Below are 21,404 nucleotides of genomic sequence, written 5' to 3' on the forward strand. Positions count from 1 at the left end.
GACGAACGCGGCAAGGCTGAGGGGTACCGGGACGCGTATCACCGTGAGGTGGTGTCGGTGGTTTTCGGGTGTCGGTTTCAGTGTTGTGGTGTGGGTGAGGTGTCGGGTGGTGTGGTGTGGTTGCGTTCGAGGTAGAGGCGGTAGTCGAATAGGCCGGGTCGGGGGCATGGTTTGCTTCGGGCGGGGCGGCAGGTGTTGAAGGTTTCCTGGAAGGCGAGGAGTTCCCCGCTCGTGGGGTGGATGATCAGGCGTTTGGTGGTTCCGTCGTGGTTGAGGCTCACGGCGATCCCGGTACGGCCGGCGATGTCGGTGGCGGTGTCGGTGGTGATGCCGGGTAGGTCGGCGAGGATGAGCAGGATGGTTTGGCGTTGGTGGTGGCCGAGGTAGTGCTCGTTGTTGAGGCTCACCACGGCGGTGATGATCGAGCCGGGGCCGTTCTCGGGTGGGGATATGGTGCCGAGGTGCTGTTGGAGGCCGGCACGGTCCCCGGGTATCGGCTCGGAGCCGGGTCGTACGAGGCCGCCGTGTGCGTAGGTCTCGTCGGACACCACGGGTGCCGTCGCGAGGGCATTCCGGTCGCTGCCGTCCGGTAGGCGGGTGAGGTTGCCTCGGTCGGGTAGCTGGCGTTCGATGATCCGTCCGGATCCGTCGGGCTGGCTCCAGCGGCGGATGTCCCGTCGGCTGACGACGGTTGTCGCGCGGGACCACGATTGAACGTGCAGGTAGGTGTGCGGGCTGTGCTCGGCGTCGGCTGTGACGGGTGTGATGGCGTCGGCCAGGAGACGCAATTGCTCCCGCGCCGTGCGTGGCTCGGTCGTCGGCGTCGGCGGGGCAGCCGGCTGTGCGGCCACGTCGGTGGCTGGGGTGGGGAGTCGGACGGCGGCGCAGGCGGTGGGTGCGGTGACGGCGAGAACGAGAGCGACGATCAGTACGGGGGTGGGTCGCTGGCGCGCGAGGGGGACCATGGTTGATGCCTTCGGTTGGATTGTGCAGGCTGCGGTGCTGTCACTGGCTCGGTGTGGAGGTGGGGTGCCCGTGTTCACGTCTGGGGTGTCGGGGGATGTGGGTCAGTCGTTCGGCCAGCGGCCCCTGGTCTCGGCGTTGTGCCGGGGGTGGGTAGGAGGCGATGCCGTGGGTGAAGTCCTGCTGGCGCTGGGGTAGGTCGGTGGGGGTGTTGGGGGAACGGGGTGAGCGGAGGGCGTCGCTGCGGACGAGCACCCTGCGGGAGGTGGAAGCCTCGTCCCCGGGGCTGCGGACCGAGACCTCGACCCATTCCAGTTTGTCGAGATCCTCGGGGATCTCGTCGATGACGACGGTCAGGCCGTCGGTGCCGCCGAGATGGTCGGCCGGCGCGATCCAGATGGTTCTGCCGGGTCTGACTACGGCACTGGTGCTCACGGTTCTCTCGCTTCCTCTGCGGAGGTCGTAGGAATCCGGCGACGGTGGCCGCATCGTTGGTGGCGGCCACCGTCGTGGGTGGTCAGGTGTCCGATTGGCCGGCGGTGTGGGGTGTGGTCCGACGGGCGCTGGATGGGTGGCCGTTGTGGGTGAGCGGCCAGAGCCGGGGTCCGTTCGGGAGGTGTAGGGGCAGGCCGGGGCGGTAGCCGTGGCTGCGGAGGAAGTCTCGGGCGGCTTCGGTCGTTACGACGGTGTCGACCGGGTTGGTGAGTTGGTCGATGCGGCGGTGGTGGTGGGCGAGCAGGTCGCTGCCGATGCCCTGGCCTCGGCTGTGGGGGGTGACATAGAGCGACAGCCAGTGGTGGGGTGCGTCGGATCGGTATCGGTCGATCACGTGGTGGAGTTGTCGGAATCTGGGCAGGGCGTGGCCGGTGAACGTGTTCATGTGGCGTTCGGCGAGCAGTGCGGCGTTGGAGGCGGGGTGGTGCCGCCACACTGCGGCTGCGGTCAGGTCGAGCGTGACGTCGACGTGGCCCCACTCGACGGCGTGGTCGACCTCCATGGCCAGCCGGCCGTGGAACACGGCTTGCCGTTCGCTGGGGTCGGGGACCAGCCAGGTGGCGACGGGGTCGTCGGTGATGGCTTCGGCGAGTAGGGCGGCGATGGCGGCGACGTCGCCGGGCAGCGCGGGTCGGACAGCGATCGTCGGGTTCACCGGGTGCGCCGTTGGGGCTGTGGGTTGGGTGGGAAGGGTGCCCGGCCGGTGGGGGTGTGTTGGCCGCGCCACATGCGCCAGATCGGTAGGCCGTCGGTGGGCAGGATCAGCGGTGGGCCGGCGGTGTAGCCGAGTCGGCGGTAGAGCTGCCGGTTGCGGGTGTTGGTGGCCTCCAGGTACGCCGGTAGGCCCACCTGGTCGAGGTGCCGGTGGTGCTCGTGGAGCAGGGCCGCGCCGATGCCCCGGTTCTGCTGCTCCGGGTCTACGGCGAGGTACGCGAGGTAGTGGTGCGGCTCGTCGGGGTGGAAGGCGTCGAACATGGCCTCCATCAGGGTGAACTTCGGTGCGTAGGGGCCGGTGGCGTGTTCCAGGGCTTCCTGGCGTTCCCGGGTGTGGCCCTGGGGCGGTGGGTCGAGTCGGGGGTACCAGATCGCCACGGCGGACAGGTCGGTGGTGGTGTCGATGTGGCCGTGCGCCAGGCCGTGGTGGAAGGCGTTTCTGAAGTAGCGGTAGAGGACCACGCGGCGGTCGGTGGGGTCGGGGATCAGCCATTCGGCGACGGGTCCGTCGTGGAAGGCCTCGGCGAGGACGGCGATCAGCGGTCCCGCGTCTGAGCTGGTCGCGCGACGCACGGTGACGGTATCGGTGTCGGGCATGGTCGTAGAAACTCCTTGCGGGGTCAGGCCGGTTGGCGGATCGGGTCGTTGCGCAGGGTGTGGCTGTCCGCGCCGAGGCCGATGGCGGCGTAGACGGGCGGGTTGGTGGTGCGCAGGGTCAGTGCCCAGACCGCGCCGAGCAGCGCGGCGGCGGCGTAGGCGGCGGGGAAGAGCCAGCGCAGCGGGGAGTGTGGGTCGACGCCGAGGAGGGTGTCGAACTCGCGGAGGGTGGCGGCGAGGATCGCGGCGAGCGCCAGCGTGGCGGTCAGCGGCGCGACGGTGGCCCGCCAGTGGCCCTCGTGGTGGCCGGTCCTTCGGGTGAAGTAGCCGAGGACGGCGGTGGAGGTGGCGGTCATCAGGATGAGGATGCCGAGTCCGCCGGTGACGGTGATCCAGAAGAACAGGTGCACGATCGGGTCGGCGTCGGTTGCCGCGTAGCCGGCGAGGGCGGCGAGTGCGAGGCCGCTCTGGGTGATCGAGCCGATCTTCGGTGCGCCGGTGCGTCGGCTGGTGCGGCCGAAGGCGGCGGGGATCACGTGTTCGCGGCCGAGGGCGAACAGGTAGCGGGCGACGGTGTGGTGGAAGCTGAGCAGCGCGGCGAACAGGCTGGTGATGAACAGGACCCGGCCGATGGTCACGACGCTTGCGTCGAGGTGTGGGGTGACGAGGTGGAAGATGAGGTCGGTGCCGTCGGTGCGGGCGGCGTCGACGATCCGGTTGGGGCCGGTGGCGACGGACATCGCCCAGGCGGACAGGCCGTAGAGCAGGCCGGTGACGGTGACGGCGAGGTAGGTGGCGTGGGCGACGGTGCGGCGTGGGTCTTTCGTCTCCTCGGAGAACACGACGGTGGCCTCGAAGCCGACGAACCCGGTGATCGCGGTGACCAGCGCCGCGCCGATCCCGGCGGTGAGGACGTGCGTCGGGGCGAGGGTGTCGACGGTGACGGCACCGGCGGGGTGGGTGATCATGACGGTGTCGAAGACGACGACGATCGCGCATTCGGCGGTCAGCATGACGGCCAGGACGGTGCCGTTGAGGTCGGTGCGTAGCACCCCGAGGACCGTCACCGCTGCCCAGGCGGTCAGGGCGCACAGCCACCAGGTGACGGCCCATCCGTAGCGGTCGTGGAGGAACTGGGCGAGGACCGCGCCGAAGCCGCCGTACAGGCCGATCTGCATGGCGTTGTAGGCGAGCAGGGCGACGGCTGCGGTGGCGACGCCGGCCGGGCGGCCGAGTCCCCGGGTGACGTAGGTGTAGAACGCCCCGGCGTTGACGATGTGTCGAGACATCGCCACATAGCCGACCGTGAAGAGCGCGAGCACGGCGGCGACCACCAGATACGCCACCGGGATGCCGATGACACCAGTCACGGCATACCCGGTGGTCGCACCTCCGGCGACCACGGTCAGCGGCGCGGCAGCGGCGATCACGAAGAACACGACAGCGGGGATGCCGAGCCGACCGCGCGCCAGGGTCGCGGAGATGGTGTCGGGTCGGGAGTGGGACATGGGGTCTCTTTCCGCGCGGGTGAATGGGGAGATCGGGACGGGGTCTGGCGGTGGGTCGCCACGAACTGCCGCCCACCGGCAGCAGACGATGGTTCGTGCACGCTCAGGAGGTGCGGTGGCTCAGCACGGCTGCGCCGACGGCGGCACCGAGTTCGCCGAGCAGGCCGGGCCACGGCGGAAACAGCTGCTCGACCAAGAGGCTCGGGTAGTCACGGGCGAGCCAGGAGGCTCCGTCGAGCAGTGCCACGTCGAGTTGGGTGTGCGCGGCCAGGCCGGCGAGGAGGACGTCGTGCTCGGGAAGGCCGCGACGGTTGCGGAGCTGTTGGGACAGTCGGGCCCAGGGCCAGGCGGCGGTGTTGATGTCCGTGGGTACGTAGACGGTGCGCCGCCGCCACCACGGGCCGGTCGTCTGCTCCCGCAGCAGCCCGGCCTGCGTCATCCGCTGGGCGACCTGGTCGCCCGCGCTGGCGGCGAGATACCACAGCCACTGCCGGACGGGCGTGTTCTGGGGCTCGGTGAGCATCCGGTCGAGGATCTTGTGTTGCAGCCAGTCCACCGGAATGGGACCGTCGCGCCAGACGTGGACCGCGCCCTGGGAGAAGCTGATCCGGCCGGCGTAGTGCAACTCCATGAGCAGTCCGGCTGCGAGCCCGAGGGAGATCGCGGCGCGGAACAGGCGCGGCTGCCCGGTCCGATCGTCGTGGGCGAGGAAGTAGAAGTCGTTGGCGATCAGTGGCGGCTGACGGCGGGCGGTAGCGACCGCGCGGACCGGCCGATCGGCGGGTGCGTGGTGGGCGGGCCGAGTGTGCTCGTCGCCGACGGCGGGGGAAATGGTCACCGCTGCTGGCCTTCCTGGATCGGATCGTCGGAGGGGTCGAGGAGGCCGTGACGCTGGAGGAGGCCACGGCCGACCGGGTGCTCACGCAGCTCCGCGACGGCCCAGCGGTGCTGCGCGCACCCGTCGTCGCGGCACTCGAAGCAGGTGCGGCCGAGGTGGCCCAGGACCGTCCTGCGGGCCGAGTCGTACCGGTCGCCGGGGTGGTCGCTCTCGTGGGTGCCGGTCATCGTGCGCCGCCGTAACGCCGCAGCACGGTGATACGGACCCGTAGTTCCAGGCAGGGCGGGTGCTGCTCCACGTGCGGGTACTCGCACTGCGGCCGGTGGCCGAGGACCCACATCCACTCGTCACTGAGATGCGCCAGGTCGGTACGCAACCGCACCACCACGACATCGACATGGGTGCCGGGCATCAGGCCGCGACCGAAGGACCAGTCGTCACCGTCGAGCCGCAGCAGGGTACCGGGGGCGACCCGGGGCAGGGGAAGGTTGCTGCCGGTCATGCGCGGGGCCACCAACGCCAGCAGCGTCGCTTCGGCCGGTTGGGAGCCTGCGCCGGGAGGCTGAGGCCAGCCCAGAACCGGCGATTGTCACGCGCCACGTCCTGAGCCGTGGCCTCATCAGATCGGCTCCAACCGCCCCGGTGACCGTAGAGCGTGGCCGCGCCCTCCCGGTCGATACCGAACGGCCGATACGTCTGCCCGTCCCGAGGAACGAACCACTTGACACGGGTCAACGCCATTACCTTTCTGTTTGAGATGCGCGTCCGGGCACTCCTCGGTGCCGACGCGGACCCCGACCGATGGACGCAGAGACCGCCCTGCGCGGGGGAATTGGGGGCCGGTCCTGCGCCGGCTCACGCGCGGGCTTGTGCCCGCAGGTACTCCGTCACCCGGGCGGCCGAGGTTCTGGCCTGCTCGATGAGGGTGCGCAGCGGCGAGTAGCTCGGGTTCCTCAGAGCACGTGCGCTGTCGGTCTGGTCGAGACCGGCCAGCAGGACACCGACGTTGTCGAGCGCGCGATTCACGGACTCGACCAGCAGTTCCTGGCACCACGGGCCGGTGCAGTCGGCGGATGACCGGCCGTACTCGACGAGGTGGGCGTACACCCACACCATCCCTGCGTCCCACGACCCGTGGCCACGGACGACGTCAATGATGATGTGGGTGTTGCCGGGGACGCTGGGGCTGGACTGCCGCTCGTGCGGCTCCAAGCGGATGCGTGAGCCTTCGCAGGCCGGGGTGCTCACCGGGCTGGACGGGGATAGCGGTACTCGACGATGCCGGGAGGGTGGGCGGCCGCGAGTAGCCGCTTCCGTGCGGCGGTCTGCTCTTGGGCCTGGATGGCCCGGCCGATGCCAGGTAGTACGGGGGACGAATGGGGCTGGGGCCGACGAGCAGGTTCCAGGCCCGGATGATCATGCGCACGGGTTTGCCTCCCTCGAAAGAGCGGGGTGGCAGGGTGAACAGCGTCGTCGTACGCCGCGCGACCCCCTGCCGCCACCGTGCGATCACGCTAAGCGGTCGCCGGAGCGGCACGGGGTACGCGGTGTACCCGGTGACGGGATGTACCTCTACTGCTGGGGTGCGCTGATCCGTTGGGCCAGGTCGATTGCCTCAGAGCGCACCGCCGCCGGTGCCTCGCGCGCCAGTCGGCCCGCCATGTCCTGCGCAGCCGGCGAGTACCGTACGGTCTCCGGCGACGTCGCCTCGGCCCGGGTCAGCAGGTGCAGAGTCGCTTCCCGTGCCCCCTCCAGGTCGGCGGACCGGGCCAGTTCCACGTAGTGCCGCCCGCGCCGCTCCGTGGACGGGATCGACTCTGGGTCCAGGCTGTGAGCCCGGCGCTGCGCCTCGTCCGGGTCGCCCAGGTCGACCGCGCACATCACCGCGTACACGTCGACGAGGGGGCGGGACACCCGGGTCCGCAGCCCGACGTACCCGGTCGGCAGTGCCCGCTCGACGACCTGCCGCGCTGTGTCCCAGTCCGACCATGCGCCCTGGTCGCCGCCCCGGGCCCGGGTCAGCGCCATGCACAGGTGCAGATCCGCCAGCATCTCGGCGTACTCGGTGCCGCCGTCGGCGACCCGGGGTTCGATCAATGCCCGCGCCTCGGCGAGGCGGGCCAGGGCCTCGTCGCTGCGGCCGACCGCGCGCAGGACGTGCGCGGCGTACCAGATGGCCTGGGCGATGGCGAGCGGGTCGTCGGCGTCCAGGGCGGCGCTCATGCCCCGGTCGACGGTGAGCCAGCACAGCTCCCGGTCGCCGTGCCAGGCCAGGTACGCCTGGGCGAGGTGGTACGCCTGGGCGAGGTGGGCGAGGGCGGCCCGCCGGTCGGTGCCGGTGTGCAGCCGGGCCGCCCGCTGGGTGGCGTCGAGCAAACCGGGAAGAACGAGACCGGCCTCGGTCCGCTGATGCCTGCTGGTGTGCCAGGTCTGCCAGGCGGAGTCGACCGCACCGCGTAGGTAGTCGGGGCTGTCTGGCTCGCCGTCGACGGTGATGTGCCAGGCCGTGAGCGCCCGGCGGACGTCGTCGACTGCGGGGTGGCTGGGCCGACCGTCCATCGAGAGCGCGACGGTGGGCCCGTAGAGGTCGCCGAGGTCCCGTACGCCGAGGTGGGGCGCGATCTGCTGCGCAGCCCGAAGCGTAAGCGAGCGGCGCCCGTTCTCGATGAACTTGATGGTGGTTGCGGAAAGCCCGGCGAGGCCGGCGAGGCGCTCACGGGAGAGGCCGGCGGCACGACGCAGCCGCTCGACGCGTTGGCCTGGTGTTAGAGACTGGTCGACCATCGGGTCACCTCCGGAGCAGGTACATCGTGTACCACTCACCGTACGCCGGCTGTTCGAGCGCTCGCGATTGCCGTTGCGAGCTGAGATAGTCAGCTAGTTGACATGGTGATTGTTGGACTCCTACCCTGCGGCGGTGATCTACCCGGGACAGGAGCCGGTCGGCTACCAAGAGGTCGCCGAGATCCTGCGTGCCCGGATCGTGTCCGGCCAGCTCAAACCCGGTGATCGCCTGCCGTCGGAGCGGGATCTGTCGCAGACGTACGACGTGGCACCGATGACCGCTCGGGCTGCGGTGCGGCTCCTGCGAGACGAAGGCTTGGCGGAAGTCGCTCGGGGTCGCGGGGTGGTGGTGCGCGCACTGGTGGAGCCGGAAGTTGTGTACGTCGGACCTGGCGATTGGGTGGGTGCCCGAAACCCGTCACCTGCGGAGCGGCGGTTGTACCGGGTACCGGAGGGCGTGCCGCTGATGGTGGTGACTCACCCGGATGGGCTACAGGATTTGTACTCGGCGGACCGATACCGGGTGGTCTATCGGCCTGCCTGACGGGCCGATCGGGGGAACGGTGAAGCCGTTGGTTAGGAGTTAGTTAGTCAACGGCTTCCGCTTTTCGCCATCTGCAAGATGCGGCCTGTAACGGTCGGTCTACCTGACGCTCATCACGGACGGACGCGCCGAAGACGTCGTGGTCGCTGACGCAGGAGTTTCGGCTGACCTTGGAGGTTCCGGACCGCTGACCGACCGGCACGACCGCCGCGTAGGTGCGGGTCTATGGCTGGTTGTTCGATGACCACGGGCGGGCGCTCGTGCCGTTCAGTAGGTCGAGCACGCCTTGCCATCGGAATGGTTCGTCTGGGGTGGCGGGCCGTAGGGCCTCGGTGGCTGTGAGGTGAACGCCGGCGCTGGCGAGCAGTTCGAGGTTGCGGTTGAATGCCGGGTGGGTGGCGAGCACGGCCTTGACGTATGGCGAGGCGATGATCGGCGTACCGGCTCCGAGCGCCTCGTTGAGTATTCCCAACGCCGCCGTGTTGTTGATGCCAGCGGCCCATTGGTTGATCGTGTTGAAGGTGGCGGGAGCCAGCTCGGTTACTTTGGCAGCCGGGCGCTGCACGCACGCCGTAGACCTGGCTGCGTCCGTCAACTCGTCGCGGACCATCGAGACCGTGCGTGACCTGCAACGTCGCATGAAGCCGTTCGGCAACCTGCACGAGGTCCAGCAGTTCAATGCGCGGGCTGACGCGCTTGTCGGCCTGGCCGCTTAGCTACCCTCGAAGATATGTCGGCACGAGCACTCGTCGAGGAATTCGATCACCGTAACGCGTAACCATGTGCGCAGCCTGGACCAGGATCTCCGTGCGAATGGCGCACTGTTTGCCTTGGCGGGCGAAGACCAGGAGGGCGGAGAGGACGTGCGGCGGCGGGCGGTACTTCAGGCTCTCAGCGTGGCCGGGATGGCAGTGGCTGGTTGGCCTCTTGCATCGGAGGTCACTCCCCGCAGGATCGGCATGGATCACGTGACCGACATCGTCGAGACCACCGCCTTGTATCGCGGCTGGGTCTCTCGACACGGTGGCGCAGCGGTGCAGCAACCGGCCGCGCAACTGCTTGAGCGGGCCGCCGCGATGCATTCTGCTGCCTCCGAGTTGAGGGTTCGCACCGCGCTGCTGGTAGCGATCGCCGACCTTGCTGGGCTCGGTGCCTACATCGCCCGCGACATCGGCGATCATCGCGGCGCGGACGAGCACGCCTGGCTCGCCCTATCCGCTGCGACCGCTGCCGGCAACACGGCGCTGGGCGGCCACACCGTGGTCAGGATGGCTGGCCACAACATCGAGCTACGACGTCCTGATAAGACACTGTCGCTGCTCGATGCGGCTGCGAAGCGTGCCGGCGACCTGTTCACCCCGGGTGACCGTGCCAACCAGTCGTGCATCCGAGCCTGGGCACACGCGCAGATCGGTGACGCTGACATGGTGCGTCGTGCCGTGGGGGACGCTGAGGATGCGTTCACCCGTGTCGACAACGCGGGTGCGCCGAACTGGGCGGCGCAGCACGTCACCGAGGCAGAGCTTTACAGCCTCTCCGGTGCCGCCTACACCGACCTGGCCCGTACCAACCACCGGTACGCCGACGCGGCCATCGAACGCCTCAACGAGGCCCTGGACCTGCGCGGCGTCTCCCTGGCCCGCAACCGCGTCCTCGACCAGCTCAGCTTGGCGGAGGCACTCCTCTACGCTGGCGAGTTCGACGAAGCCGGTCGTATCGCGCTCGGAGCGACGGAGGCCGCCGGCGACATCCGTTCCGGCAGACTCTCGCTGCGCCTCGCCGGGCTGACTCGCCGTATGCAGCCCCATGTCCGTAAGGCGGATTCTGTGACGGAGTTCGTCACGGCACAACGCACCTCCTAGACGATCAGCCTCGGTGTCTCGGCAGAATGGCGGCCATCCCACGTTTGCTTTCCCCTGCCGCCGTGTTTGAACTGCGGTGAGCGGCTATGCATGATGCGAGTGCAGGAGCCTCGGTGGCGGGGCGCTGGATGGTGCTCTGCTGGTGGGGGCGGCGTGTGGGTGGACGATGCCCGCCGGGGTGTGGTGGTCTCGCGCTGATGTGGACCCGCCCGTCGAGGTGCGTGCTGCCTCGAAGTTTGCGGTGATGGAGTGGATTGTTGATCCGCGTTGGCGGGGCCGTCGGGTCGGGGTTGATGCGTAGGCTGCTTGCTGGTCGGGCGGAGGAGTACGCCACTCTGGCATCGAATCCTCGCTCGGAGGCGCGTCAGGTGTATGCCCGTAGTGGTTGGCAGCGGGTGGGAGGGTCGCGTCTCGAATGGGGGCCTGTCATGGATCTTTTGGTGCTGCCACTGGCCCACGGAACGACCCGCCCGGTAGGGGAGTGGCTCACCGCAACACGCCCCGTCACCGAAGGATGGCGCGCTCTATTTGAAAAGCTGACCGAGGTGGCGGCCTACGAACTAACTTGGAACGACGTGACCTCACGAGCACTCGACGAGGCCTTGTCGGGAAAGTTGATCACCGAAGTGACGGAGGCATTCGATCGTGGTTGATCTGACGTCCGCTAGATGGCGCAAGAGCACCCGTAGCGGCAACCAGGGAGACTGCGTCGAGGTGGCGACGAACCTGCTCGCCCGTCAGGGTGTGGTCTTCGTTCGGGACAGCAAGGACCCTCGGGGTGGCCAGATCGCGGTGACGGCGCGGAGTTGGACGGCCTTCACTGATGCCCTGTGGGAGGGCGCGCTGACCCCGTAACCGGGGCGGGCTGTTCCACCGGAAGCAGCCGGTCGACACCGGCTGCTTCCGGTTTCGTCATCCGCAAGATGCGGCCTGTAATGGTCGGTCTACCTGACGCTCATCATGGATGGACGCGCCGAAGTCGTCGCGGCTGGAGTTTTAGGCTGCGGTGATGACCAGCGTTGATGTGCCCGTCTCCTCGGTGACTCCTGGCGGAAGCAGGCAGCCGAGAAGGTTCAACTGGGGCGCGACGATTATCTGCTGGGCGGAGCTACCCGCGAAGAGTCCCGCGGTGATCGTTCCGGTGAGGATGGTGACGGCTTGGCCCGCGAGCACCGAGCGCGTCGAGGTCCACTCGAACGTGGACGTCGGGGCCGTCGTGGCGTGGACCCATGTGATGACCTGTGTGCCTGCTCCCGACCCGAGCGGTGATATGCAGGAGAGTTGAATGTGCGGCACGTCGAAGGGGCTCGACGCCGAGGTGATTCCCTGCGTGGATCCTGTGCAGAGCGGCCACTCGTTGGTTCCGCTCTTGTGCACCGTCTGGTTGGTGAGGAGTAGCCCGGGGCTGTAGTTGGTGGTCTGTGTTCCTATGCAGGTCACCAAGGTTGCGTCGGCGGCCTTGGCGGCTGCGGGTGCGCCGTTGGCCGCGATGACCACGATGAGGGCGAACGTCGTTGCCGCAGCGAGACCTCGCAGTCCGATGCCGTGTCGCATGACACTATCCCTTCTTCCGGTAGTCATATGAACGTTCTCCGTGTCATCGGAGGGTGTCGGATGCCTGTCAGGGCCCGCCGCTGCCCGGACCGTTCCTCTCTGCTGATTCAGGCGAACAATAGAGCGCTATCAGTTAGCCTTCCCCTCGTAGCGTGGAGGCCAGAATTTGGGGGGACAGAGGTCCATGGCTGAGAGCCAGTGCGGGTCGAGTCGTTTGTCCCACTGGCTGGTGTTGGTCTCGTCGGCTACTCGACCGCCTGTGCGACGTCGCAGACGTCATCGAGCCCAGTCACGATAAGGAGCTTGCGGAGGTGGCGACCGCCATCAGGGCGTGCGCGGCGTGACCTAACCTGGCGGTATGTCGACCACCCTGACAGCCGAGGCCGCTTGAGAGATCCAGCGGGGACTCGATGCGGTTCGCCAGCAGGCCGGGCTCACGGCCGAACAGGGCTGCGCCCGGCCACCGCGCCGGGCGAGGATCGCAACGGCGACCAGCAGTACGGCGAGGGTGACGACCCGATCAGGCTGCGCCCGGCCACCGCGCCGGGCGAGGATCGCAACTGGCGGGTCCTCCGCGACCAGCCCGACGACCTCGTGCTGCGCCCGGCTACCGCGTCGGGCGAGGGTCGCAACGTGAGGATGGTCGTCGGGTCGAAGGTGAACTTCATCCAGGGCAGCGTTCAGCGGTTGCGCGGGCGAGGATGGGACAAGACCCGGCGATACGAGGGCGGCGGGCAGACCCGGTTGCGTCCGGCCGCTGTGCCGGGCGAGGATTGAGTGTTCGCTGCCCTGACCATTACAGGCTGCGTTTATTGCTTCGTCTCGTTGGACTGGCCCCGCTTGATTGGCGGGTGTCGTAATGATTTTTGTGGGGGGTGTGATCGTGTCTGTTAAGGGTGCTCTTTGGGCGCATAGTCCGGCCGATGGCTCTGGCCGGTGGCATTCTCTGGCAGAGCATCTTTATGGCACGGCAGGGTTGGCGCGACGCTTTGCTGCTCCGTTTGGTGGTGGTGAGGTGGCCTATTGGCTTGGTGCGTTGCATGACGTGGGCAAGGCGTCTTGTTCCTGGCAGGACAAGCTTTCTTCGGTTGCGTCCACTGGTGGGGCAGTGGGCATCGACCACAAGTCTCTGGGGACGAGGATCGCGCAGGAGCGTGGGCTTGGACTGTTCTCTGGTGCGATTTTCGGTCATCATGGTGGGCTCGTCGATTCGCCTGCGCTGCGGGCACTGTTGCGGCAGAGGCTCGCCACCTGGTCTGGGGAGGTGGCGTCTGCTGAGCGGGAGTTGGCTGGGCTGCTGCCTGATCTGCCGGAGGATCTCGGTGTCCTGGTGCCACAGGGTTGGCGGGGAGATCCGTTGGTGGGGGAGATGGCGTTGCGTCTGTGCTACAGCGCTCTGGTTGACGCGGACAGCCTGGACACGGCCGCACACTTTCAGGGGTTGACTGGCCCTCGGGTCCGTGCGGATGCCGATTTCGGTCATCTCTACAAGGTGTTCGAGCAGCGGCGTCGTGAGGAGCTCTCAGGCCGCGGTGACTCGCCGGTCGCTGGCCTACGGGAGCGGGTCTATGCGGATTGCCTGGCGGCGGCTGAGAGGGAGCCGGGGGTGTTCCGCCTCGGTGCCCCGACCGGTGCCGGTAAGACGCTGGCGAGTGGGGGGTTCGCGCTGCGGCATGCGGAGAAGCATGGGTTGCGTCGGGTGATCGTGGCGGTTCCGTTCCTGACCATCACCGAGCAGAATGCCGCCGTCTATCGTCGGCTGTTGGATGAGGACGGTGGTGAGCCGGTCGTCCTGGAGCACCACAGTCAGGCTGATTTCGATGATCCGGATGCTGGTCGGTGGGCGCGGCTGGCTGCGGAGAACTGGGACGCGCCGTTTGTTGTCACGACCTTCGTCCGGCTGTTCGAGTCGTTGTACGCGCGTAAGCCGTCGGCGATGCGTCGGGTTCATCGCCTGGCGAACTCGGTGATCGTGTTGGACGAGGTGCAGGCGTTGCCGCATGCGATGCTCGCGCCGATCCTCGATGGTCTTCGCCTTCTCGTGCGGCACTTCGGTGCGACGGTGTTGTTGTCCTCGGCGACGCAGCCGAGTTTCTGGGCGCTGGATGAGTTCAAGGACGTTCCGTGTACGGATCTGATCCACGACACTCCGCGTCTGGTCAGTGAGCTGCGGAGGGTGCGGTACGAGTGGCAGCTCGACCCGCAGCCGACGCTGGCTGACGTCGCCGACCAGGTCATGGGTGAACGATCGGCGTTGGTGGTGGTCAACACGACGGCGGACGCGAAGACGGTGTTCGAGCGGTGGAGTGACACCGAGCCCGAGGGGGCGGCGTGGCACCTGTCGACCCGGATGTGTCCGGATCATCGACGGCGGGTGCTGGCGCAGGTGCGCACGCGACTTGACCGGGGTGAGCGGGTCCTGCTGGTGGCTACCCAGCTGATCGAGGCCGGGGTGGACGTCGACTTCCCGGTGGTGTTCCGGGCGATGGCGCCGGCGGACTCGCTGTTGCAGGCAGCCGGGCGGGCCAACCGCGAGGGGCGGATGGCCCATGGTGGTCGGGTGGTCGTCTTCGCGCCGCAGGACGGCGGGCAACCACCCACGTACAAGACGTTGGTCGGCTGTACCGGGCGTCAGTTCGGCCCGCAGAAGGCAGACCCGGACGACATCGAGGCACTCGGACGCTACTACCGCAACGTGTACGACACGCTCACCCTCGCCGACCATCAGCATGTTGGACAGCGCATCCAGCATGCCCGGCGACGTTGGGAGTTCGAAACCGTCGCGGATGGGCCGATGGACGCGAGCACCAGGCGGCGGGACCGGAAGCTGGCCTTCAGGATGATCGACGACGACGCCGTCAACGTGGTCACGCCGCAGGGGGCCGATACACCCGAACTGCGCGGAGAACTCGAACAGCTCATCGTGGACCTACGGCATGCACCGATCCGGGATTTGGCAAAGCTGCGCCGCTTGCAGCCGTACACGACGAACCTCCACCCCAGCGCCCTACGCCAACCCGGTGTGATGGCGCTACTGCGACCGATTCTCGGCACCGAGGTACGGCGGGGTGCGCTGGTCGAGTGGATCGGCGAGTACGACCACGCCACGGGGATCAACCTCGACCCGAACCTGGAGCAGTTCGTCTTCTGACGGTGGGCAGGCCACCAGGTGAGCGCGCAGCGCGCTCACCTGGTAACCCCCTCAATCCATGATCTTGTGCAGCCCTCCCGCCGCGATCAGACTGGCAACCATGCCGGTGGGCAAACTCTCGGTCGTGCCGACCATGATGCCGATCGCCACGCTCAGCGCCAATATCACTACCCAGCGCAAAGGGAGCGGGGAGGGGGTGTGGGACTCTTGCCCCTCGTCGGGTGGCCTGGAGGTGCGGCGTTGCCTTACTGTCATCTGGTTCCTTTCGGCCTCACGGATGGCGGGGGAGCTGGGCGGTCCGCTGTTGGCGCAGCGGACCGTCGTGTTTGGAGGGACGGTGCCCGCCCAGCCGAGATCTTTATACCCCCGAGGCGGTGCACTCGTACACCCAAGGAAGTTTGGTAGCGTTTCGGAGTCGCCGGTAAGGCAGGTGACCTGCAGTGCTCTGGTGCTGAGAATCGCAACCTTGGGTGGTTCTTGAGGGGATCTGACTTCGTCCGACTTGGACCCTTTGGTTCAAGTCGGACAGAGTCTCACTCCTCGGCGCTGGTCTAGTCGGATTCTTGTCACTCCTAAATAGAGGCTGGGCGGCGTGGTGTGGCCGTTTCTGTCGTACTGGTGGTGGATCGTCGCACTCGCTGTGCGAGGGGGCCTCCGGTTCTGGTGTGGTCTTTCTTCGTTCATGTGTTCGACGAGCTGTCGTGGGAAGGGCTGTGTGGTGACGACGGATGTGGTCAACGGGGTGACTCTGCGCCGTAGCCCGGAGGGTGATCTTCCGGTGGTGGTGCAGGTCAGTGGTGAGGCGGCGTTGTTCTCGCGGCCGGAGTTGAAGGTGGAGCGGGTCAGTTACCCGGTGATGACGCCGTCTGCTGCGGTGGGGGTGCTCGAATCGATCTTCTGGAAGCCGGAGATGCGGTACCGGGTGGTGGCGATCGAGGTGCTCAAGCCGGTGCGGCAGTTCACGATCCGGCGGAACGAAACCTCGGATGTCGCGCCGTTGGCGGAGGCGCTCAAGGGTACCCGTCGGGTCGACACCGCAGCGCATCGTGATCAGCGGAATGCGCTGTGCCTGCGGGATGTGGCCTACCGCATTCATGCCCACGTCGAGTTGGCGGCGCATGCCGACAAGTCGGTCGCGGCGTACCGGGATCAGTTGCGTCGGCGGGTCCGTAAGGGTGCCTGCTTCCAGCAGCCCTATCTCGGCACTCGCGAGTTCAGCGCGGAGTTCGGGTGGCCGGATGACACGCCCCGGGTGGATGTCAACGAGGAGATCGGCATCATGCTGCACTCCATCCACCGGGACGGTCAGTCCGCCCAGCCGCGGATGGAGTGGTTCGCCGCTCGGGTGGTGGCCGGGGTGTTGTCCGTGCCGGAACGGGGGATCGAGCTGGCACTTCCGGTGGAAGGGCCGGTGGTCTAGTGCTGTTGCAGCGGCTGGTGGAGTTCGCCGACACCAGCGAGGACGTCATCCCGCCGTTCTACTCCCGTAAGCCGGTGCGGTGGAGCCTGGAGATCGACGCCGACGGCGTACCCCAGGGCGGCCTGGTCGACACGGCGAACAAGGACGACCCGAACTCCCGGTTCGGCGCGCCCCGGCTGGTGCCGGCGGTGACCCGGACCGTGGGAATCTCGCCCGCGCTCGCGGTCGACACGGGGGAGTACCTCTTCGGTTGGCTGTCGGAGGGGGCCAAACCGGAACGGGTCGCCAAGCAGCACAGCGCGTTCCGTGCCCTGATCGCCGACTGGGCGGCAGCCGAGCCGGACAGTCATGGTCCGGCTGTCGCCGCCTTCTACCGCGACGGGCACGCCGACCGTGTTTCACCGCCGGCGGACTGGGGCAGGGGTGACCTGGTCGGCTTCTGGGTCGACGGGGCCTACGCGGCGGATGCTGTCGCGGCGCAGCGTTTCTGGGCCGGCGTGGCCGGGGATCGGAAGGGCTCCGGACGCACCGGGTTGTGTCTGGTCTGCGGGCGGGTGCAGCCGCTGCTTCACACGATGCCGCAGCAGATTCCTCGACGGTGGGTGCCCGGGGCCACCCAGAGCGCGTCGCTGGTCAGCATGAACGAGGCCACCCACGGCTACGAGTTGCAGAAGTTCCTGACTCACACCCCGATCTGCGCCGACTGCGGGCTGAAGTTCATGACCGCGCTGACGGCGCTGCTGTCCGATCCTCGGCACAGCACGAGCCTGTCCGGGCAGAACGCCCGGCTCGCCTGGTGGGTGCTGGGCGGGTCGACCTTCGACCCGTGGGCGACCGTCGAGCAGTTGGACCCCAGCCACATCCAGCACCTGATCGCAGGGCCGGCGAGCGGCGCGGAAGCCTCCCTTGACGAGGTGTCCCGGTACTGCTCGGTGACTGTGGGCGGCAACGTCGCCCGCGTCGTCGTCCGGGACTGGGTCGAGCAGCCGATCTCCCGGGTCAAGGACAACATCAGGGCCTGGTTCGACGACCACCGGATCGTGGATGCCTGGACCGGTGAGGTGGCCACCATCAGGGTTTCCCAACTCGCCCGGGTGGCGGGTCGGTTCGAGGCCGGACGTAACGGAGGCCCCGGGACGTGGACGAAGTTCGGTGCGTCCGGGGAACACCGGCCGCCTGATCTGTTCCACCGGCTGCTCAGCGCCGCGCTGCTCAAGCGACCGTTGCCGCCGAAGCTGCTCAACCACGTCATCAATCGCATCCGGATCGACGGCCGGCTCGACCCCGGCCGCGCGGCGTTGATCCGGCTCGCCCTGCGCCGTCATCCGACCCTGCCCGAGCATGAACGAGAGAGGCTGACGCCGACCTTGAACGTCGCCCACCAGCAGCCGGCATACGTGTCCGGCCGCATCTTCGCCGTCATGGACGACCTGCAACGCACCGTGTTCCGGGTCGCTGACCAGCGGCTGAACACCACCTTCGCCGAACGATACTTCGGCCGCGCCGTCGACAACCCGCAGGTCGTCATCGTCTCCGGCCGCCGCAACGTGCAGGCATGGCTCAAACGCCTGCGCGGTCCGCTGCGCCGGCCCGGCTGGTCGGACGCCTACGAACGGCGACTCGACGACCTGTTCGTCCAACTCGACGTGATCCCCAGCGCTGCGGTGCTGACGGACAAGGCCCAGTTCATTCTCGGCTACCACCAGCAGCGGGCCGAGATGCGGGCCGAACGCCTCGCCGCCGCCGCGAACAAGAAGAAGACCGACCTGCCCCCGGAGCCCGACGACGTGGCACCGACCGCCGACGACGAAGGAGACGACGCATGAGCGCCGCGCACCTCGACCCGACCCGCCGCCACGACGCCGTCCTGCTGTTCGACGTCAGCGACGGCAACCCCAACGGCGACCCGGACGCCGGCAACCAGCCCCGCACCGACGACGAGAGCGGACAGGGCCTGGTCACCGACGTGGCGATCAAACGCAAGATCCGCGACACCGTGTCGCTGCTGCGCGGCGACGACCCGCGCTACGGCATCTTCGTCGAAGCCGGCCACGCCCTGAACACCCGGATCGACGGCGCCTTCGCCGCCAACCCGCCCAAAATCAGCAACAAGCCGACCCCTGCGGAGAGCGCGGCGGCCCAGCAGTGGCTCTGCCATCACTACTTCGACATCCGCATGTTCGGCGCGGTGCTCAGCACCGGCAAGAGCGGCGGCGCCGGGCAGGTCCGCGGCCCGCTCCAGCTCACCTTCGCCCGCAGCATCGATGCGATCCTGCCCACCGACCACACCATCACCCGGGTCACCCAGACCCGCCAGGATGACATCGACAAAGGTGAGCGCACCGAGATCGGTTCCAAGTGGACCGTCCCGTACGGCCTCTACCGCGCCCACCTGTTCTACTCCGCACCCCGCGCCGCGAAGACCGGCGTCACCAGCGACGACCTCGCCGCGCTGTGGCAGGCCGTCACCGTCATGTTCGACCACGACCGGGCCGCCAGCCGCGGCGAGATGAAGCTCTGCGGGCTGTACGTGTTCAGCCACCCCGACGCCTTCGGAGCCGCACCCTCCGCCGCCCTCACCCAGCGGATCACCGTCAAGCGCACCAACGACGACAAGGCTGCCCGCGCCCACACCGACTACACCCGCAGCATCGACGAGGCCGGGCTGCCCGGCGGCATCGAGCTGACCAAACTGGTCGACCTCTGGCCGTGACCCACGACCACCCCACGGACAGCGGCACCCCCGACCTGCGGGAGGTGCCGCTGTCCGCGCTGGAGCACTACGCCTACTGCCACCGGCAGACCGCCCTCATCCACGTCGAAGGCGTCTGGACCGAAAACGTCGAAACGGTACGCGGCGACCTCAGCCACACCACCGTCGACCTACCCGGCGTCCAACGCCGCCGAGGCCTCACCACCATCCGGTCACTCCCGGTATGGAGCCACACCCACGGCCTACGCGGCATCTGCGACGTCGTCGAGTTCGAGAAGAACACCGCCACACCCGTCGAATACAAGGTCGGACGCTACCAACCCGACGGCCCCGCCGAACTACAACTCGGCGGACAGGCACTCTGCCTCCTCGAAGCCGGCTTCGACGTACCCACCGGATACATCTACTCCGTCGCCGAACGCCGCCGACACCCCGTATCCATCGACCATGACCTGCTCGAACGGGTCATCGCCGCCACCACAGCCGTCCGCCGACTGCTGCACACCCCGACGCTGCCGACGGCACGCAACGACGCCCGCTGCCGGCGATGCTCCCTACGCGAGGACTGCCTCCCCGAACTGACCGACGGCCAACGGCAGACCCCACCCGACCTGTTGACCCCACGACCATTGGGACAGTGGCGTGACTGAACTCCTCAACACCCTCTACGTCCAGACCCCCGGCACCAGCCTGCGCCTCGACGGCGACACCGTGCGCATCTACCACCCCGACCACCCCGGACGTCACCTGCTACCCCTCGTCCGACTCGACCACCTGGTCCTGTTCAGCGGCGTGACCCCCACCGACGACCTGCTCCTGCGCTGCGCCGACGACGGCCGCTCCGTCAGCTGGCTCACCGGCAGCGGACGGTTCCGCGCCGGCCTGGTCGGCCCCACCCACGGCAACCCGCTGCTACGCCAGGCCCAACACCGCGCCGCCGACTCACCGGAACGCCAACTCCCCATCGCGGTCGCCCTCGTCGCCGGCAAAATCCACAACGCGCGACAAGTGCTGCTCCGCACCGCCCGGGACACCAGCGGCCACCGACAGACCGCACTACGCGCCACCGCCGAACTCCTCGCCCGACGACTCGAACTCCTCACCACCGCCACCAGCACCAACGAAATCCTCGGCATCGAAGGCATCGCCGCACGCGACTACTTCGCCGCCATGCCCTACCTCCTCGGCGACAACACCGACTGGAAGGCATCCGGCCGCAACAAACGACCACCCACCGACCCCCTGAACTGCCTGCTCTCCTTCCTCTACGGCATGCTGCGCGTCGCCGTGCAGGGTGCACTCGAACAGGTCGGACTCGACCCCTACATCGGCTTCCTCCACGCCGTCCGGCCCGGCAAACCCGCCCTCGCCCTCGACCTGATGGAAGAATTCCGCCCCCTCCTGGCAGACCGCCTCGCCCTCACCATGCTCAACAGACGCGAGCTGACCCCCACCGACTTCGAAGAACTACCAAACAAGGCATACCGACTCACCGACAGCGGACGCAGAACTGTGCTGGCCGCCTGGCAACAGAGCCGACAACGCGACTGGCCGCACGCCCAACTCGGCCGCCAGGTACCCGCCGCGCTGCTCCCCCTCGTGCAAGCCCGACTACTCGCCCGCCACCTTCGCGGAGACACGGTCGCCTACCAGCCGTGGACGGTGAACTGAACGTGGACCTGCTCGTCACCTACGACGTCGAAACGGTCACCCCACAGGGACAACGCCGACTCCGCAAAGTCGCCAAGATCTGCGAAGGGTACGGACACCGCGTACAAAAATCGGTCTTCGAAGTAGTCTGCCGCGACACCGACAAGGTCCGCTTCGTCGCCGCCCTCCAAGACGCCATCGACCCCACCCAGGACAGCATCCGCATCTACCACCTGCCAGCCCACGCCCTCGACGACGTCGAACACCTCGGCAAACCACGACCCATCGACCCACGCGGAGCCCTAGTGATCTAGGAACCTCCAGTGGACACGAAAAGCCCGGAGGGTTCCGAGGTGGGAAACCTGTATCAGATGGACGAAACGGACTACGAGCAAGTCGATGAGGGATCGTCTGATCGCTATATTCGCTGCTCGTGAACCGCTGCGCCCGGCCACCGCGCCGGGCGAGGATCGCAACTCGCAGGCCAGCTCCGGCGCCCTCTCTCAGGCGCAGGCTGCGCCCGGCCACCGCGCCGGGCGAGGATCGCAACATCTCCTCGAAGATGATGAACTTCCGCTGTCCGGGAACGCTGCGCCCGGCCACCGCGCCGG

General features: G+C 68.1%; 24 protein-coding genes and 1 CRISPR repeat array (1 of these 25 running past the window's edge). Of the genes, 12 read left to right on the forward strand and 12 right to left on the reverse strand.

Annotated elements, in window-relative coordinates; genetic code table 11:
- Nucleotides 1-77: 77 nt before the first annotated feature.
- The 10 genes from Q2K16_RS00005 to Q2K16_RS00050 form a co-directional block, all read right to left on the reverse strand.
- Nucleotides 78-965, reverse strand: a complete 888-nt coding sequence (locus Q2K16_RS00005) for a hypothetical protein (RefSeq protein ID WP_302742658.1) — start codon at nucleotides 963-965, stop codon at nucleotides 78-80.
- 40 nt (nucleotides 966-1,005) lie between these two features.
- Nucleotides 1,006-1,398, reverse strand: a complete 393-nt coding sequence (locus tag Q2K16_RS00010; protein WP_302742660.1) for a hypothetical protein — start codon at nucleotides 1,396-1,398, stop codon at nucleotides 1,006-1,008.
- 82 nt (nucleotides 1,399-1,480) lie between these two features.
- The gene (locus Q2K16_RS00015; RefSeq protein ID WP_302742662.1) at nucleotides 1,481-2,113 is read right to left on the reverse strand and encodes a GNAT family N-acetyltransferase; all 633 of its coding nucleotides are present in this window, start codon (nucleotides 2,111-2,113) and stop codon (nucleotides 1,481-1,483) included.
- On the reverse strand, nucleotides 2,110-2,769 hold the full coding sequence (locus Q2K16_RS00020) for a GNAT family N-acetyltransferase (RefSeq protein ID WP_302742663.1): 660 nt from the start codon (nucleotides 2,767-2,769) through the stop codon (nucleotides 2,110-2,112). The genes Q2K16_RS00015 and Q2K16_RS00020 overlap by 4 nt, the downstream gene beginning before the upstream one ends.
- A gap of 23 nt (nucleotides 2,770-2,792) precedes the next feature.
- A complete protein-coding gene (locus Q2K16_RS00025; protein ID WP_302742664.1) occupies nucleotides 2,793-4,277 on the reverse strand; it encodes an APC family permease in 1,485 nt (494 codons plus the stop codon).
- Between the two features lie 103 nt (nucleotides 4,278-4,380).
- Complete coding sequence (locus tag Q2K16_RS00030; RefSeq protein ID WP_302742666.1) at nucleotides 4,381-5,115, reverse strand: GOLPH3/VPS74 family protein; 735 nt, start codon at nucleotides 5,113-5,115, stop codon at nucleotides 4,381-4,383.
- Nucleotides 5,112-5,342: a hypothetical protein gene (locus tag Q2K16_RS00035; RefSeq protein WP_302742667.1), complete on the reverse strand. Its 231-nt coding sequence runs from the start codon at nucleotides 5,340-5,342 to the stop codon at nucleotides 5,112-5,114. The genes Q2K16_RS00030 and Q2K16_RS00035 overlap by 4 nt, the downstream gene beginning before the upstream one ends.
- The gene (locus tag Q2K16_RS00040; protein WP_302742668.1) at nucleotides 5,339-5,617 is read right to left on the reverse strand and encodes a hypothetical protein; all 279 of its coding nucleotides are present in this window, start codon (nucleotides 5,615-5,617) and stop codon (nucleotides 5,339-5,341) included. Before Q2K16_RS00040 ends, Q2K16_RS00035 begins: the two co-directional genes overlap by 4 nt.
- Nucleotides 5,618-5,970: 353 nt before the next feature.
- Nucleotides 5,971-6,327: a hypothetical protein gene (locus tag Q2K16_RS00045; protein ID WP_302742670.1), complete on the reverse strand. Its 357-nt coding sequence runs from the start codon at nucleotides 6,325-6,327 to the stop codon at nucleotides 5,971-5,973.
- A 360-nt stretch (nucleotides 6,328-6,687) separates the two neighbouring features.
- Nucleotides 6,688-7,899: a helix-turn-helix domain-containing protein gene (locus tag Q2K16_RS00050; protein ID WP_302742671.1), complete on the reverse strand. Its 1,212-nt coding sequence runs from the start codon at nucleotides 7,897-7,899 to the stop codon at nucleotides 6,688-6,690.
- Between the two features lie 133 nt (nucleotides 7,900-8,032).
- On the opposite strand from Q2K16_RS00050, the gene Q2K16_RS00055 reads away from it, so the two are divergent.
- Nucleotides 8,033-8,443, forward strand: a complete 411-nt coding sequence (locus tag Q2K16_RS00055) for a winged helix-turn-helix domain-containing protein (RefSeq protein WP_302742673.1) — start codon at nucleotides 8,033-8,035, stop codon at nucleotides 8,441-8,443.
- Between the two features lie 223 nt (nucleotides 8,444-8,666).
- On the opposite strand, the gene Q2K16_RS00060 is transcribed toward Q2K16_RS00055, so the two are convergent.
- On the reverse strand, nucleotides 8,667-9,083 hold the full coding sequence (locus Q2K16_RS00060) for a flavoprotein (protein WP_489671951.1): 417 nt from the start codon (nucleotides 9,081-9,083) through the stop codon (nucleotides 8,667-8,669).
- Nucleotides 9,084-9,225: 142 nt separating this feature from the next.
- Here Q2K16_RS00060 and Q2K16_RS00065 point away from each other — a divergent pair, with 142 nt between their 5' ends.
- The 3 genes from Q2K16_RS00065 to Q2K16_RS00075 all read left to right on the forward strand — a co-directional run bounded on the left by Q2K16_RS00065 (nucleotide 9,226) and on the right by Q2K16_RS00075 (nucleotide 11,160).
- Nucleotides 9,226-10,305, forward strand: coding sequence for an NsdA family TPR-like regulatory protein (locus tag Q2K16_RS00065; protein ID WP_489671838.1), 1,080 nt, complete (start codon nucleotides 9,226-9,228; stop codon nucleotides 10,303-10,305).
- A gap of 428 nt (nucleotides 10,306-10,733) precedes the next feature.
- Nucleotides 10,734-10,958 (forward strand): hypothetical protein, encoded by a 225-nt coding sequence (locus Q2K16_RS00070; RefSeq protein WP_302742679.1) that lies wholly within the window; start codon nucleotides 10,734-10,736, stop codon nucleotides 10,956-10,958.
- Complete coding sequence (locus tag Q2K16_RS00075) at nucleotides 10,951-11,160, forward strand: DUF397 domain-containing protein (protein ID WP_302742681.1); 210 nt, start codon at nucleotides 10,951-10,953, stop codon at nucleotides 11,158-11,160. Before Q2K16_RS00070 ends, Q2K16_RS00075 begins: the two co-directional genes overlap by 8 nt.
- 141 nt (nucleotides 11,161-11,301) lie before the next feature.
- Here Q2K16_RS00075 and Q2K16_RS00080 read toward each other — a convergent pair whose 3' ends face one another.
- A complete protein-coding gene (locus tag Q2K16_RS00080; RefSeq protein WP_302742683.1) occupies nucleotides 11,302-11,859 on the reverse strand; it encodes a hypothetical protein in 558 nt (185 codons plus the stop codon).
- Nucleotides 11,860-12,246: 387 nt separating this feature from the next.
- Between Q2K16_RS00080 and Q2K16_RS00085 the strand changes: the two genes are divergently transcribed.
- The 8 genes from Q2K16_RS00085 (at nucleotide 12,247) to cas2 (ending at nucleotide 21,107) form a co-directional block, all read left to right on the forward strand.
- Complete coding sequence (locus Q2K16_RS00085; protein ID WP_302742684.1) at nucleotides 12,247-12,636, forward strand: hypothetical protein; 390 nt, start codon at nucleotides 12,247-12,249, stop codon at nucleotides 12,634-12,636.
- An 82-nt stretch (nucleotides 12,637-12,718) separates the two neighbouring features.
- Nucleotides 12,719-15,010 carry a CRISPR-associated helicase Cas3' gene (cas3, locus tag Q2K16_RS00090; RefSeq protein WP_302742685.1) on the forward strand — a complete coding sequence of 764 codons (2,292 nt, stop codon included), beginning with the start codon at nucleotides 12,719-12,721 and terminating at the stop codon, nucleotides 15,008-15,010.
- Between the two features lie 730 nt (nucleotides 15,011-15,740).
- The gene (gene cas5c / locus Q2K16_RS00095) at nucleotides 15,741-16,430 is read left to right on the forward strand and encodes a type I-C CRISPR-associated protein Cas5c (protein WP_302742686.1); all 690 of its coding nucleotides are present in this window, start codon (nucleotides 15,741-15,743) and stop codon (nucleotides 16,428-16,430) included.
- Nucleotides 16,430-18,256 (forward strand): type I-C CRISPR-associated protein Cas8c/Csd1, encoded by a 1,827-nt coding sequence (cas8c, locus tag Q2K16_RS00100; RefSeq protein WP_302742688.1) that lies wholly within the window; start codon nucleotides 16,430-16,432, stop codon nucleotides 18,254-18,256. Before cas5c ends, cas8c begins: the two co-directional genes overlap by 1 nt.
- Nucleotides 18,253-19,143, forward strand: coding sequence for a type I-C CRISPR-associated protein Cas7/Csd2 (gene cas7c, locus Q2K16_RS00105; RefSeq protein WP_302742690.1), 891 nt, complete (start codon nucleotides 18,253-18,255; stop codon nucleotides 19,141-19,143). The genes cas8c and cas7c overlap by 4 nt, the downstream gene beginning before the upstream one ends.
- Complete coding sequence (gene cas4 / locus Q2K16_RS00110; RefSeq protein ID WP_302742691.1) at nucleotides 19,140-19,793, forward strand: CRISPR-associated protein Cas4; 654 nt, start codon at nucleotides 19,140-19,142, stop codon at nucleotides 19,791-19,793. Before cas7c ends, cas4 begins: the two co-directional genes overlap by 4 nt.
- Nucleotides 19,786-20,814, forward strand: a complete 1,029-nt coding sequence (cas1c, locus tag Q2K16_RS00115) for a type I-C CRISPR-associated endonuclease Cas1c (RefSeq protein WP_302742693.1) — start codon at nucleotides 19,786-19,788, stop codon at nucleotides 20,812-20,814. The genes cas4 and cas1c overlap by 8 nt, the downstream gene beginning before the upstream one ends.
- On the forward strand, nucleotides 20,799-21,107 hold the full coding sequence (cas2, locus tag Q2K16_RS00120) for a CRISPR-associated endonuclease Cas2 (RefSeq protein WP_169733137.1): 309 nt from the start codon (nucleotides 20,799-20,801) through the stop codon (nucleotides 21,105-21,107). Before cas1c ends, cas2 begins: the two co-directional genes overlap by 16 nt.
- A 126-nt stretch (nucleotides 21,108-21,233) precedes the next feature.
- Nucleotides 21,234-21,404: direct repeats of the CRISPR family, unit length 37 nt; unit sequence GCTGCGCCCGGCCACCGCGCCGGGCGAGGATCGCAAC (it continues 673 nt past the right edge of the window).

Origin of the sequence: Micromonospora cynarisoli, from assembly GCF_030518815.1 — a bacterium.
GTDB lineage: Bacteria > Actinomycetota > Actinomycetes > Mycobacteriales > Micromonosporaceae > Micromonospora > Micromonospora wenchangensis.